The sequence below is a fragment of the Candidatus Enterococcus huntleyi genome, assembly GCF_009933175.1.
Classification (GTDB): domain Bacteria; phylum Bacillota; class Bacilli; order Lactobacillales; family Enterococcaceae; genus Enterococcus_K; species Enterococcus_K huntleyi.
This window is the reverse complement of the sequence record NZ_MAEJ01000027.1, coordinates 122,233-136,335: the sequence shown is the minus strand read 5'-3', so window position 1 is coordinate 136,335 and position 14,103 is coordinate 122,233. Positions and strand designations below refer to the sequence as shown.

The window sequence follows — 14,103 nt, the reverse complement described above, 5'->3', positions numbered from 1 at the left end:
CACAAACTTCTTGACACACCCGTTTCATAAGTTCATCGCATCATCAAGTACATATATCAGTCAATTATAGCACGGAAACGGTTACGTATTGTTGGTTAAACTGATACGAGCGATAATTCTTTTACTACAGACAACGATTATCGGAGAAATGTCATCTAGTCACGCATAAAAAGACCCGTAGAATAGTCCAGCTATCATAAATCAATCGAGTTTTTCTGCAGCAGGCTCCATTTTTAGAGTAGAAATATCAGTAAATTAATCAAAAATGAAAAAATATTTGCCAATTCCCTTCCTATACTAGGAGACCGAGTAAATACCGACGTTTCTAGCGGTCTCAGCCTTCCGACCTATTAGTAAACTTCCTAGCTGTGCTATAATGTGACTATGATTAAAAACAAATTTTAGGAGGAACTTTCATGGGAATTATTAAAGCAGCAACAAGTGCAATTGGCGGCGGTTTAGCTGATCAGTGGATTGAGATTATCGAACCAGCTAATATGAGTGACACGACGGTTATGACAAAGGGCGTCAAAGTACGTCGTGACGACAAACGTGGCTCAAATCGCAAAGGAACCAATGATGTAATTACCGATGGTTCTGTCGTGCATGTCTACCCAAACACCATGATGCTACTAGTAGATGGTGGAAAAATTATCGATTATACCGCTGAAGAAGGTTATTACACCGTCAAAAATGATTTGGCGCCTTCAATGTTCAATGGCTCTTTAAAAGAAGCCGTTGCCGAAACTTTCTCACGGTTCAAATTTGGCGGGGTTACACCGCAAAGCCAACAAGTTTTTTACATTAATTTGCAAGAAATCAAAGGTATTAAATTTGGCACACAGTCCCCTTTAAACTATTTTGATAACTTTTATAACGCAGAATTATTCTTACGGGCACACGGGAATTACTCCATCTCCATCGTTGACCCTATTTTATTCTATACAAATGCGATTCCGAGAAATAAAACGCAGGTTGAATTAGAGGATATCAATGAACAATATTTGTCAGAATTCTTGACTGCCTTACAAGCCGCAATCAACCAAATGTCGGCGGATGGACAACGAATTTCACATGTTCCTTCTAAGAGTATGGAATTAAGCAAGTACATGGGCAACGTCTTGGATGAGAGCTGGCGCGCGCTTCGTGGGATGGAAGTCGTCTCTGTTGCGGTTGCTAGCATCTCGTACACAGACGATTCGATGAAATTAATCAATATGCGTAACGAAGGCGCGATGTTAGGCGATCCTGGCGTGCGTGAAGGCTATGTTCAAGGCTCGATCGCTCGTGGGATGGAAGCTGCTGGGAAAAATGAAGGCGGCGCGATGACCGGATTTATGGGCATGGGGATGGGTATGAATGCCAATGGTTCTTACCTCACGCAAGCTTCACAAAATAATCAGCAGGCACAACAACAGCAACAACAAGCACAGCAGCAAGCTCAAAAAGCGGCTGTCGAAAATGCTGACACTTGGACCTGTAGCCAATGCGGCACTGAAAATACCGGTAAGTTCTGTACCAACTGTGGCACAGCAAAACCAGCAGCGGCAACCGCGCTTCAAATGAAATGTAATGAATGCCATGAAATTGTCGATCTAGGTAGCGGCATTCCAAAATTCTGTCCGCATTGTGGGAAACCTTTTGTCGGGGTGCCTCTTGACTAAAGAAAGGAATCAATGAAAATGGATGTTCTGACACATAAATGCCCCAATTGTGGGGGGCCATTAACTTTCGAGCCAAAAGATCAAAAATTTCATTGCGACTTCTGTTTAAGTATCTTCACAGCAGAAGAAGTCAGTCAGTATGAAGAGAAACAACGTGCGGCTTCGGTCGGCGGCGAAACATCTGCCCCCGACACCGAGCCTCACGACAATGGTCAGTCAACTGGCAGCAACTCAGCAACAGCTAAAGAAACGCTGGCGAGTTCTGAAGTAGCCAGTGAGCCAACAGATGAAACGAGCGCTCAAGAAGACGCTTCAACAATGGAACTCTTCTTGTGCCCTAGCTGTGGCGCAGAAATCGTAACAGATGCGACAACGGCAGCAACTTATTGCTATTATTGCCATAACCCCGTCGTTTTATCGGGGCGTTTGAGTGGACAGTTTTTACCAGAGAAAGTTTTGCCTTTTGCGGTTGAAAAAGAAGAAGCAGTCGAGAAATTTTTAGCTTGGACCAAGAAAAAATGGTTTATTCCCAAAGACTTTTTTGATAAAAGTCAGATTGATAAACTGACCGGCGTCTATTTCCCTTATTGGACAGTTGATGCCAAGTTAGCTGGCCAACTCTCGGCCAATGCGACTGCCGTTCGCGTCTGGCGGATTGGGGATATTGAATATACGGAAACCAAACAATTTCAAGTCTTTCGAAAAGGTAAATTGTCTTTCAAAGAATTATTGAAAAATGCTCTCTCGAAAAATACGCAACAAAAGATGGTGGAACAAGTCCAACCGTTCCCATTGGAAAAAGCGATTGATTTTAAGAGCCAATATTTAGCTGGCTTCCAAGCTGAAAAACGCGATATCGAGTACGGAACTATCCGTGATACGGTTAAACGTGAGCTACGTGATTACTCAGAAAATTTGTTGAGAGATACGGCTTCTGGCTATGCAACCCTGACCAATGTTCAGACGAATATTGCCCTCGATGAAGAAAAAAATCATTATGTGCTCTTACCTGTCTGGCTGGTCACTTATCGCGGCAATAGTCAGTCTGATAAAGTCTATTACTACGCCATGAATGGGCAAACTGGGAAAGTCAGCGGTGTGCTGCCGATGAGTTATAAACGTCTAGGCTTTGCGACGGCTGGACTATTTGCCGTCTTAGCCACGCTATTCTTGATTGGAGGTTACTTCATATGAAACACAACCTCACACTAACTAAGAAACAAACACTGACACGTTTACTTGCGGCTCTCGTGACTTTTGTTGGCATTTGGCTACTCACCTTCTCGTTTTCCAGCGCTAGTTATGCAGCAACAACGACCGTCGATGACCGAGCGGGACTATTCACGGATGAGCAAATTCAAACATTAGAACAGCAAGCGCAAACACTAGATGATTCCATCAAAGGTCGCGTCTTTATCGTCACGACGACGGAAAGTATCGATAGCCAAGAAAAGTTTGCTGACCGATACCTACTAGATACCATCGGCGCTGACGAAAACGGCTCGGTCTTACTCTTGGATATGACTGACCGTGAAATTTATATCTCAACTTCTGGAAATATGAGTGATTACCTGTCAGATTCTAGACTTAATTCGATGTTAGATGATATTTATGACGATATGAGTCAGGAAAATCATTTTGACGCGGCGCAAACCTATTTGACGGAATCAGCCAAGTTTGTCGAAGCAGGCGTCCCTGGCGGTCATTATCGAGTTGACCGAGAAACTGGTAAGATTACGCGCTACAAAGTTCTGACAACCGTTGAGATTATCATCGGATTAGTGCTCGCTCTTGTCTTGAGTACCATCTTCTTTGTCCTCATTAAATTAAAATATCAACTTAAATTTGGCACCTACAAGTATCCTTATAGAGAAAAATCTTCGTTACAATTAAGCGAACGTGACGACAAATTAATTCACTCCTTTGTGACCACCCGCAGAATTCCCAAAGCCAATAATGGCGGCGGTGGTGGAGGTGGCGGTAGTACCACCCACTCCTCTGGCGGCGGCACATTCGGAGGCGGCGGCCGAAGTTTTTAATTAGGTATTTCGTACCAGTCACTGAGAATCTAGTCCACCACTATGCTACAACGTTAATAGGCTACGAAAAGTAAAGAGGTTGCGCCAAGTCACTAAGACTTGGGCAACCTCTTATTTTAATTTATTGTAATTTTCAGCTTGATTCGACTAATCAGTCACTTGTAATAAATCATATTGTGATTGGTACAAGTGATGGTATAAGCCGCGTTGTGCCATCAGCTCATCATGCGTACCCGCCTCAGCAATTCGGCCACCTTCAACATAGAAGATTTGCGAACTGTTCTTAATCGTAGACAAGCGGTGAGCAATGATAAATGAGGTCCGACCCTTCAACAACTGTTGTAAGCCTTCTTGCAATAATTCCTCTGTTTTGGTATCAATACTTGAAGTCGCTTCATCCAAGATCAGTATTTTCGGATCCGCAAGGAGTGCCCGAGCAAAGGAAATTAATTGTCGCTGTCCTGCTGAAAGCGTGCTACCGCGTTCCTCTACCACTGTATCGTAGCCATCTTTTAATTCTTTGATAAACTCATGAGCACGGACCACTTTAGCCGCCGCAATAACTTCTTCTTCTGTCGCATCTAATTTACCATAGCGAATATTATCTAAAATAGTTCCCGAGAAGACAAAGGTATCTTGCAGCATAACTCCCATCTGCGTACGTAAGGAAGCCAGCGTCACGGAACGAACATCGTGACCATCAACTTTGACACTGCCCTCATTGACATCGTAAAAACGACTCAACAAGTTAATAATCGTGGTTTTCCCAGCACCTGTCGGACCCACCAGCGCAATACTCTGGCCTTGACTGATATGGAAGCTGACCTCATTTAGAATATTCTTGCCTTCTTCATAACGGAAAGTCACATCTTCAAAATCAACCGTCCCTTTAATCGGTGGCAAGATATCAGCCTCAGGACTATCTTGAATATCAGGGACTTCATCCATCGTTTCAAAAATACGCTCAAGGTAAGCCGTCGCCGTAATCAATGAATTATAGAAGTTCCCGATATTAATCACTGGATTCCAGAAGTTATTAATATAACCGATGAAAGCAATCAAGGTCCCGGTAGTCACATCGACCCCGATTTGACGAATACCGACAAAATAAATCAAACAGGTGGTCATCACTGAGATATTTTGGACGCCCGGCCATAACATAAATTGAACTCTCACAGCCTTCATCCAAGAAGTACGGTACTCTTCACCGACTTCATTAAAGATTTGATAATTTTCCTCTTCACGTGCAAAGGACTGCGTGATTTTAATCCCAGAAATACTTTCATGAATATAGGCATTCAAGTTAGATTGCTTATTACTCAAAACTTGGTAAGCTTTCCGCTGCTTCGCTTTAATCACCATCACCATGACAAACAGAATCGGCAATAAGAGCAAGCTGTACAGCGTTAATTTTACATCAATCATCAGCATAAAAATTAGCGTAATAAGCACGTTGAAGATATCCGAAATTAAGTTTATTAAGCCATTACTCAACAAATCACTTAACGTGTTAATATAATTTACAACACGGATTAGAATTTTCCCGTGAGGGCGATTATCAAAATAAGAGAAGGGTAAGCGTTGCAAATGTTCAAAAATTGAATAACGCATATCTTTCAAGATGTCTTGCCCAATCTCAGTAATCGCATAAATTCGATACCGCATACACCAACCAATTACGAATAATGAAAGTAAGAAAACCGCACTTAATTGCAACAGTAACGTTATATTGCCATTAGGAATGACATCATCAATCGCAATTTTCGTGAAATACGGGCCTAACATCCCTGCGATATTTGCCAATATAATAACAAATAAAGCTTTAAAGATTGGCACTTTATACGGTTTGACATACTGCACTAAGCGTTTGTAGTGGGACCAATTAAATTCCTCTTCTAATTCCTCATCGACGTCAAATTTATTACGGGCCATTTAGCTCACCTCCCCATTCTCTAAACCAAGTTGTTTCTGATAGACTTCATAGTACAAGCCTTTCTTGGCAACCAATTCTTTATGCGTACCTTGTTCTCTGACGTGACCTTTTTCCATCATCAAAATTAAATCAGCTTCTCGAACAGAAGAAATTCTGTGAGCGATAATGAAGGTCGTTTTTTCTTCAGTTAATGAAGTTAATTCACGTTGGATTTTCGATTCTGTTTCCATATCAACGGCAGAAGTTGTATCATCTAAAATTAAAATTGACGGATCTTTTGTCAATGCACGTGCCAGTGAAATCCGTTGTTTTTGTCCACCAGATAGACCCACGCCCCGTTCACCAACAATTGTTGCGTAGCCTTCTGGCATCCGTGAAATAAAATCATGCGCATCAGCAATTTGGGCCATTTGTTGCACATAACCTTCATCAGCAAATGGATTCCCAAAAGCAATATTGTCTTCAATCGTATTCGAGAATAGGAAAACATCCTGCATGACCATCGAAATATTTTCTCTCAATTGGCGAACTGGATAATCTTTGACATTTTTACCATCAATCAAGACTTCGCCCTCTGTCGCATCATAGAAACGGCCTACCAAGTTAACTAGCGTCGTCTTACCAGAACCCGTTTCACCTAAAATCCCGATTGTTTGTCCCGGATGAATTTTAAATGATACATCATTCAAGACCTGCGTATGCGGATCATCAGAGAAGTGGAAAGAAACATGCTTAAATTCAACAAAGCCCTTCACCTTATCGTCATTTTCCTTCAAGACCACAGGAATTTGTGGCTCTGTATTCAACATTTGACGAATCTTGATACACGCCGCTGAGAAACGTTGCACATCATTAATCAACCAACCACTCATCCGCATTGGTTGATTCAACATCCATAAGAAACCATTAAAAGCAATCAAATCACCTAATGTCATCTTGCCTTGGACGACAAAAAGTCCACCTAAAACTAAGGCAATCACATTTAAACTACCTGCTAAACCATCAAGCCATGGCAAGTATTTACGAGAAATCTTCGCCGATTCCATGTTCTTCGCTTTATAATCTTCATTGTGCTCATTAAACTTCTGAATTTCAAAATCCTCACGAGCAAATGCTTTGACTACGCGATTACCTCCAATATTTTCTTCTACCATCGAATTTAAACGAGAAAAACTTTCACGAATTTCAAAGAAAATTGGGTGCGCCTCTTTGGACATCCGTTGCGTTAATAAGAAGATAAATGGCGTCACAGCCACAAGCGCTAACATTAGTTGCCAATTAATCGTCGCCATCACAATAATAGCGGTCACAAACCACAGCACACATTCCAAAATATTATAGATTACCCATGAAACGAAGTGACGAATCGCGTCCGTATCCCCTGTCATCCGCGCCATAATGTCCCCCACGCGGGTATGGTTAAAGAAGTCAAAATCCAGTTCCTGTAACTTCTTGTACATGTCTTGTCGCAATTCAAATAATGCATTTTGACCAATCCGCTCGAACAATAATTGGTATAAGTAGCGAATCACCGTTCGAAACACAGTAATCCCGATCATTAATGCCAAAAATGGCACTAATAATTCCGCCTGATTATTATCGATTACCTTGTCCACAATCTCCCCCGTAATTAATGGATTAATAACAATCAAAATCGCATTTACAACTAAGAATATAATGGCTAAAATTGCTTTTCCTGAATATTTTTTCGCATATTGCCAAATCCATTGATAATTACTCATTTTTCATCCCTCCTACATTAAAAAACATTCCTTCAAAAATTTTATTTATCAAATCGAGTACTAGCTTACCGTCAATTTAAGTGAAAAGAAATGGTCATTCTTACTTGTTTTGATGTACAATATTAGTAGAGAATAAGAAAGGGCTTACGACTATGGGCTATACGAATTCACAAATTTTTAATCCAGAAATTATTTATGCCTTCGATCCCTGGAATCACTCAGGAAATGTCGGCAATATTCATCATCATGACTTTTTAGAGATTAGCATTATTTTAGAAGGAGAAGTTGAGTACACCATTGGTGATTGGACCACACAGCTCGGTGCTGGCCGGATTCTGCTCTTTAACCCTGGAGTCAAGCATGGCGAGCGGCAGCCAGAGGACACCTATTCGCACCAATTGCATATTGGGCTTTCAAATATTTCTTTAGACGGTTTAACTAGAAATCATTTTCCAAATAAAAAAGCGCTCCTTGATCTGGGCGAATATCAAGCAACGTTCTTAGATAAAGCTTGGCGACTAACTAAAGAATATAATGAAGAAAAACCAGAATTTCAGTTGATGAGTAAAGCGTTAATCATCGAAATGTTGGTCTTAATATTACGTAGCCTTCAAAATGAACAAGGCAGCACAGTGACTTCGGAACTATCTAAAACTGCAAAAAGAAAGCAAAATATTGTTAACCATGCTGTTTATTATCTCGAGAATCATCACAATCAAGAGATTACATTGGAGCAATTGGCAGACATTTTATATGTCAGTCCCACCCACCTCTCAAAAATATTCAAGGAAGCGACCGGCGTCAGTCCAATTAATTATCTGATCCAAGTCCGCCTGAAACACGCAAAAGAGCTCTTGAAAAACGATCAGCTAACGATCCGGGACGTCGCACAAGCTGTTGGCTACCAAGATGCCTATCATTTTAGCAAGCTCTTCAAAAAATACTACGGCGTCTCGCCTTCGCAGATTGAAGTCTAGGAAAAAGCAACACTCTGAATAAAGCCAAAATCCCCCGTCAACAAAACTGTACGTCGACGGGGGATTTCGGGTGAATTCAGTTAAACTGTTTTTGTCGTGATAAGAAACTTAGGAGGAAAAAAGAATGCCTACCATTAAGTTCGATGATTATCTAGAACAAAGAATTGTAGATCCAAATTTCAAAGTTAGCTTTGACGCTGAAAATTGTAAATTAGCTACTGCTGCTGCTTTAATGAACGCTCGTGAAGCTGCTGGTCTGACGCAACGTGAATTGGCAGAGCTGGCTTCAGTTCCTCAATCGACAATTGCTCGTATTGAAAGAGGAAATAATACTAGCTTTGAGATACTATCTTCAATCGCTAGCGCGTTAGGAAAAAAATTATGAGTCGAGTTTATCTAATCTTATTAATAAGCAAAAACAACCTGCCGCACTATTTTTAGTGTCTCGGCAGGTTGTTTGATTTTAGAGAATAAATTTATGAGCAGTCGTCTATTTAATTAAAGCGACTTCTAAGCCGACAAGTTTTGCCCATGTCAGAATTTGATCAGTTGTTAAAGCTAATGAAACGACTGTGTGATGGCCGCCACCTGCTTCAATCCAAGCTTGCACGCCGTCGTGGAAATTCGGTTTAACTTCCCAAAGTACGCGGGCAACTGGTAGATTTGGCGCTTCTTCAGTTGGTTCGAAGCAAGAAACTTCGTTCACTAATAATTTGTAATGCGTTCCGAAATCGGCCATTGAAACGACAACACCTTCACCAGCTTTGCCATCAAAGACAAGACGTGCTGGGTCTTCACGGTCACCCATCGATAATGGCGAAACCACTACGCGCGGTTTTGTTTGAGCCAATGTTGGGTCGACTTCCATCATGTGAGATTGCAAAATTGACTCTTTGCCTGCTGCCAATTCATACGTGTAATCTTCCATGAAGCCAGTGTCTTTGTTGTGCGCCATAACTTTCAATAAGCGATCAATCGCCGCTGTTTTCCAGTCACCCTCCCCAGCAAAGCCGTAGCCTTCAGCCATTAAGCGTTGGACAGCCAAACCAGGTAATTGTTGCATGCCATATAAATCTTCGAAGTTTGATGAAAAGGCTGTGTAGCCGCCTGCTTCTAAGAAACGACGTAAGCCGATTTCTTGTTTGGCTTGGACTTTCACATGTGCTTCCCAAGTTTTTTCATCGTAGTCGCCATAGTCAAACGTATATAATTCTTTATATTCGGCGAAAGTTTTTTCCACGTCTTCATCCGTCACGGCATCAATCACTGCCACTAAATCACCAATTCCAAAGTAGTCAACAGTCCAACCAAATTGGATTTGCGCTTCAACTTTATCCCCTTCAGTCACAGCAACGTTACGCATATTGTCGCCAAAACGAGCGACTTTAATCGCGAAGCTTTCATTGTAAGCAACAGCGACATCCATCCAGTCCGCCACTTGTTGTTGCACTTCAGGACGTTCCCAATAGCCGACAACAATTTTATTCTTTTTGTTCAAACGGGCATTAATAAAACCATATTCACGGTCACCATGAGCCGATTGATTAAGATTCATGAAATCCATATCGATGGTTTTCCAAGGAATGCTTTCGTTATATTGCGTTGCTAAATGAAGCAATGGTTTTTGTAATAATTTCGTACCATGAATCCACATTTTAGCTGGTGAGAAAGTATGCATCCAAGTAATTACACCGGCCACTTCATCGCGATAGTTAACTTCTTTCATGATTTTTGTGATGGTATCTGCTGTTACTGCCAATTCTTGTAAAACAATCGGATAAGGCAAGCTGCCGCTGTTATTTAAACTAGCCACTAACTGTTCCGCATGACTCTTAACTTCTTGCAACGCTTCTTCCCCATATAAATGCTGTGACCCTACAACGAACCAAAATTCTTTTTTACCTGTTTCTAACATACTATTCTCTCCTCTATGTTCATTTATTTTTAATCTCTGTAAGCCCTACTTAAAATTTGCTACGATTATTTTTGACCGTAGTAAGCATCTTTGCCATGTTTGCGCAAATAATGTTTGTCTAAAACACGTTGTGGTAACACTTCTGCATAAGAATTTAATTGACGAGCCACATAATTTGTCTGACAGACTTCATCTAAAACCACCGCATTCATCACTGCACTGCTCGGTGTTTTACCCCAGGTAAAAGGTCCATGACCGTGTAACAAGACGCCGGGAACTTCTAAAGGCTCAATGCCACGTTCTTTAAAGGTTTCAACAATCACATGACCCGTTTCAGTCTCGTAACCTCGATCAATTTCCTCCTGTGTTAAAAATCGTGCACAAGGAACCGTACCATAAAAAGTATCCGCGTGTGTCGTGCCCATCGCCGGCACATCTAAACCAGCCTGCGCCCAAGCCGTTGCCCAAGTTGAATGGGTGTGAACAATCCCACCAACCTCAGGGAATTTTTGATATAAGACTGCATGTGTCGGTGTATCCGAAGAAGGATTTAATTTCCCTTCAACGACGTTGCCTTCCAAATCGCAAACTACCATATCACTGGCCGTCATATTGTCATAGCTGACGCCACTTGGCTTAATCACGAACAGCCCCTGCTCGCGGTCAATCCCACTAACATTGCCCCAAGTATATTTGATTAATCCGTGTTTGGGTAACTCTAGATTTGCTTGAAATACTTCCTCTTTCAGTTGTTCTAACATATTTTATGCTCCCCTCATTTAAGAAAATCAACCGCCGCTTGCTCAATCGCTAAGCCGTTTTTGTATCGTTCGATAAATTCTTCAAAACCAGCAATATCTTTTTCGTCTGGCGCAATTTCGATCCCCGTTTTTCCATGGAAGACTTCTGCCGTCAAATAATCGGCTAGAGACTGCTGATCTTTCTGGTTCAACGCATAAGCCGCCAATAAGGCAATGCCCCACGCGCCACCTTCGCCAGCCGTTTCCATGACTGAAACCGGAGAATTCATCGCCGCTGCCATAACTTTCTGCCCGACTGCCTCTGTCTTAAATAAACCGCCGTGACCGAAAATTTTATCAATCTGTACCTGCTCTTCGCCACTTAGAATATCCATGCCGATTTTTAAAGCACCCAAGGCTGAATACAAATGTGTACGCATGAAATTCGCCAAGGTAAACTTGCTATCAGGTGTACGAACAAATAATGGACGACCTTCCTTCAAACCAGTAATATTTTCACCAGAATAGTAGCCATACGATAACAAGCCACCTGCGTCTTGATCGCCTTTCAAAGCTTCATTGAACAACGTCTCAAACAACTTATTCATATCAACTGTTTGACCCATCGCTTCCATGAATTCCGCAAAAATTTTGACCCAGGCATTAATATCTGATGAACAATTATTCGCGTGCACCATCGCCACTGCTTCTCCTGAAGGTGTCGTAACCAAATCGATCTCTGGATGCACGGCTTTCAGTTGATGCTCCAAGACGATCATAGCAAAAACAGAAGTTCCCGCAGAAACATTCCCCGTCCGTTTGGCTACACTATTTGTTGCAACCATGCCTGTTCCAGCATCGCCCTCTGGCGGACAAACCAATGTACCAGCTGCCAACGAGCCAGAAAGATCCAAGCGCTTCGCTCCTTCTTCAGTCAAACGACCCGCCTCTGCTCCAGCCGCCAAAACAGTCGGTAAAATATCCGTCAACTGCCATGAAAAACCTTTTGCAGAAATATGTTGCGTGAATTTCTCAACTCGTGTTTCATCATAATCTGTGCCCTGCGCATTGATTGGGAACATACCCGAAGCATCACCAACACCCAGGACTTTTTCCCCAGTCAGCTGCCAATGAATGTAACCCGCTAAAGTGGTTAAATAACTAATATTAGATACATGTGCTTCCTCATTAAGAATTGCTTGATAGAGATGAGCGATACTCCAACGCTGCGGAATATTAAATTGGAATAAGTCCGTCAATTCTTTTTCCGCCTGCTCAGTCATCGCATTACGCCACGTCCGGAAAGGCACCAATAAATTATCTGCCTGGTCAAACGCCATGTAGCCATGCATCATCGCGCTAATCCCCAACGAACCAATCTTTGTCAGCACCGTGTCGTATTTAGAAAAAACTTCGGCCGCCATTTCTCGATAGCTTGCCTGTAATCCTTGCCAAATTTCATCAAGACCGTATGTCCAAATGCCATCCACCAATTGGTTTTCCCACTCAAAACTACCCGAAGCAATCGGACTGTGCGTCGAATCAATCAGCACCGCTTTAATTCTCGTCGAGCCTAGCTCAATCCCCAGCGCCGTCTTCCCTAGCTGAATATCCTCAATTATCTGCGCTGTATCTGTCATATTCGTTCCTCCTCTGACCTTTTCTTCTATATAAAATAAAAATTCTTTCCACTCAAAAAACGATTTTGATATCGCTTTCTCTACTAAGAATTATAAAATATTTGTCCGTACATGTCAAATGTATATCGTAAATTGTACGCATAAATTAATAAAAGAAATCTCCTGTAAAATAAAGGCACATAAAGAATAAAAATAAGCCAAAAATCACTAAAACAAAAAGCATCGAATTGCTTATTCGAAAATCGAATAATTTCAATTCGGTGCTCTTCCAATCTTTAGTAACTCGACTTATCAATTCATTCCAAAAATTTTTTTAATTTAACTTTTCAACAGAATTACGTAAGACTAGTTGTGGCTCATAATAGATATTCTCTTTCATCTCACCCGTTTCAATCGCTTGGATAATCCAATCTGCTGCAGCCAATCCCATCGTTTCTTTAGGGTGGGTAACCGTCGATAAAGCCACTTCGCCAATCAAGCTTAGATACGAATCATCCTCACCAATCACCGAAAAATCTTCCGGCACACGATAGCCTTGCTTGTTGATTTCTTCCACCATCTGGTTGGCAATCTCATCGTTATAGCAGACAACCGCGGTCGGACGTTCCTCTTCCTTCAGCATTGCATCGAGAACTTTTTTTGCAATGGTTTCTTTGGTCTCTGTCGTATAGGTAAATAAATGCTCCGCACGCATCGGCAAACGATTTTTGTCATGCGCCTTGATGAATCCCTTCATGCGATACTTGCCTTGTAAGTCATCAATCTTAGTAACTAATGCTAAATCTTTGTGCCCTTGGCTCATCAAATATTCCGTCGCAATCAAGCCTGCTTTGGTATCATTCACACAAATATGCGGGATATCCAATTCCTCATAATAAGCATTAATCATGACAATCGGAATATTGCGCTCTTTAAATGATAAATATAGCGCCAAATTCGGATTAAACTGATTACTCTTCGTCGGCTCAACAATCAAGCCTTGCACACCTTGCGCCAGCATCCGTTCCAAACACTCTTTCTCCTGCAAGGGATCATTATTGGTACTCGCCAATAATAATGAATAACCTTTTTCACGCAATTCCTGCTCAATCCCGCGAATAATCGCAGGGAAAATATAATCCGATAAATACGTGGTAATCACGCCAATCGTCTTCTTCCCGCTCGCGCGAACCTCCGCTTGAAAGGCATCATCCACATAGGTCCCAGAACCCTTTTCACTTCTCAGGTAGCCCTCATTCACGAGTAAAGCAATCGCCTGGCGCACCGTATGACGACTGACTCCATAATCTTTTTGTAATTGTAATTCAGGAGGAATAACCGCCCCGACAACATATTCATTACTCAATATTTTTGATCGGATATCATCCGCAATTAGTTGGTATTTAGCCTTCATTTGTACGCTCCTTAAAATTTGTACGTACATATAGTATAGACGGTTTTGCTGATTCACTCA

General features: G+C 41.7%; 11 protein-coding genes. 5 read left to right on the top strand and 6 right to left on the bottom strand.

Annotated elements, in window-relative coordinates; translation table 11 throughout:
• The first annotated feature begins 416 nt into the window (after window positions 1-416).
• Genes BAU15_RS11845 through BAU15_RS11835 form a run of 3 tightly spaced genes read left to right on the top strand, consistent with a single transcriptional unit; the run spans window position 417 to window position 3,703 of the window.
• Window positions 417-1,664: an SPFH domain-containing protein gene (locus BAU15_RS11845; protein ID WP_161842952.1), complete on the top strand. Its 1,248-nt coding sequence runs from the start codon at window positions 417-419 to the stop codon at window positions 1,662-1,664.
• Window positions 1,665-1,682: 18 nt separating this feature from the next.
• Window positions 1,683-2,858, top strand: a complete 1,176-nt coding sequence (locus tag BAU15_RS11840) for a TFIIB-type zinc ribbon-containing protein (protein ID WP_161842958.1) — start codon at window positions 1,683-1,685, stop codon at window positions 2,856-2,858.
• Window positions 2,855-3,703: a TPM domain-containing protein gene (locus BAU15_RS11835; protein ID WP_161842951.1), complete on the top strand. Its 849-nt coding sequence runs from the start codon at window positions 2,855-2,857 to the stop codon at window positions 3,701-3,703. The genes BAU15_RS11840 and BAU15_RS11835 overlap by 4 nt, the downstream gene beginning before the upstream one ends.
• Window positions 3,704-3,850: 147 nt before the next feature.
• On the opposite strand, the gene BAU15_RS11830 is transcribed toward BAU15_RS11835, so the two are convergent.
• Together BAU15_RS11830 and BAU15_RS11825 are read right to left on the bottom strand one after the other, a co-directional pair.
• Entirely contained in the window at window positions 3,851-5,635 is a 1,785-nt protein-coding gene (locus BAU15_RS11830; protein ID WP_161842950.1) for an ABC transporter ATP-binding protein, read from the bottom strand.
• Window positions 5,636-7,378, bottom strand: a complete 1,743-nt coding sequence (locus BAU15_RS11825; RefSeq protein ID WP_161842949.1) for an ABC transporter ATP-binding protein — start codon at window positions 7,376-7,378, stop codon at window positions 5,636-5,638. It lies immediately after the preceding gene.
• A 152-nt stretch (window positions 7,379-7,530) separates the two neighbouring features.
• Between BAU15_RS11825 and BAU15_RS11820 the strand changes: the two genes are divergently transcribed.
• Window positions 7,531-8,355, top strand: coding sequence for an AraC family transcriptional regulator (locus BAU15_RS11820; RefSeq protein ID WP_161842948.1), 825 nt, complete (start codon window positions 7,531-7,533; stop codon window positions 8,353-8,355).
• Window positions 8,356-8,479: 124 nt separating this feature from the next.
• Window positions 8,480-8,740: a helix-turn-helix domain-containing protein gene (locus BAU15_RS11815; RefSeq protein WP_161842947.1), complete on the top strand. Its 261-nt coding sequence runs from the start codon at window positions 8,480-8,482 to the stop codon at window positions 8,738-8,740.
• Window positions 8,741-8,845: 105 nt separating this feature from the next.
• Here BAU15_RS11815 and araA read toward each other — a convergent pair whose 3' ends face one another.
• The 4 genes from araA to BAU15_RS11795 all read right to left on the bottom strand — a co-directional run bounded on the left by araA (window position 8,846) and on the right by BAU15_RS11795 (window position 14,043).
• A complete protein-coding gene (gene araA, locus BAU15_RS11810) occupies window positions 8,846-10,270 on the bottom strand; it encodes an L-arabinose isomerase (RefSeq protein WP_161842946.1) in 1,425 nt (474 codons plus the stop codon).
• A 65-nt stretch (window positions 10,271-10,335) separates the two neighbouring features.
• Window positions 10,336-11,031, bottom strand: coding sequence for an L-ribulose-5-phosphate 4-epimerase (locus tag BAU15_RS11805; RefSeq protein ID WP_161842945.1), 696 nt, complete (start codon window positions 11,029-11,031; stop codon window positions 10,336-10,338).
• Window positions 11,032-11,045: 14 nt separating this feature from the next.
• A complete protein-coding gene (locus tag BAU15_RS11800) occupies window positions 11,046-12,650 on the bottom strand; it encodes a xylulokinase (RefSeq protein ID WP_161842944.1) in 1,605 nt (534 codons plus the stop codon).
• A 313-nt stretch (window positions 12,651-12,963) separates the two neighbouring features.
• Window positions 12,964-14,043: a GntR family transcriptional regulator gene (locus tag BAU15_RS11795; protein WP_161842943.1), complete on the bottom strand. Its 1,080-nt coding sequence runs from the start codon at window positions 14,041-14,043 to the stop codon at window positions 12,964-12,966.
• Between the last annotated feature and the right edge of the window lie 60 nt (window positions 14,044-14,103).

Excerpts from the sequence above, each read along its gene's own strand:
- BAU15_RS11845 (WP_161842952.1), top strand. The coding sequence starts at position 417 with ATGGGAATTATTAAAGCAGCAACAAGTGCAATTGGCGGCGGTTTAGCT.
- BAU15_RS11800 (WP_161842944.1), bottom strand. The coding sequence starts at position 12,650 with ATGACAGATACAGCGCAGATAATTGAGGATATTCAGCTAGGGAAGACG.
- BAU15_RS11835 (WP_161842951.1), top strand. The coding sequence starts at position 2,855 with ATGAAACACAACCTCACACTAACTAAGAAACAAACACTGACACGTTTA.
- BAU15_RS11805 (WP_161842945.1), bottom strand. The coding sequence starts at position 11,031 with ATGTTAGAACAACTGAAAGAGGAAGTATTTCAAGCAAATCTAGAGTTA.
- BAU15_RS11830 (WP_161842950.1), bottom strand. The coding sequence starts at position 5,635 with ATGGCCCGTAATAAATTTGACGTCGATGAGGAATTAGAAGAGGAATTT.
- BAU15_RS11815 (WP_161842947.1), top strand. The coding sequence starts at position 8,480 with ATGCCTACCATTAAGTTCGATGATTATCTAGAACAAAGAATTGTAGAT.
- BAU15_RS11795 (WP_161842943.1), bottom strand. The coding sequence starts at position 14,043 with ATGAAGGCTAAATACCAACTAATTGCGGATGATATCCGATCAAAAATA.
- BAU15_RS11820 (WP_161842948.1), top strand. The coding sequence starts at position 7,531 with ATGGGCTATACGAATTCACAAATTTTTAATCCAGAAATTATTTATGCC.
- BAU15_RS11840 (WP_161842958.1), top strand. The coding sequence starts at position 1,683 with ATGGATGTTCTGACACATAAATGCCCCAATTGTGGGGGGCCATTAACT.
- araA (WP_161842946.1), bottom strand. The coding sequence starts at position 10,270 with ATGTTAGAAACAGGTAAAAAAGAATTTTGGTTCGTTGTAGGGTCACAG.
- BAU15_RS11825 (WP_161842949.1), bottom strand. The coding sequence starts at position 7,378 with ATGAGTAATTATCAATGGATTTGGCAATATGCGAAAAAATATTCAGGA.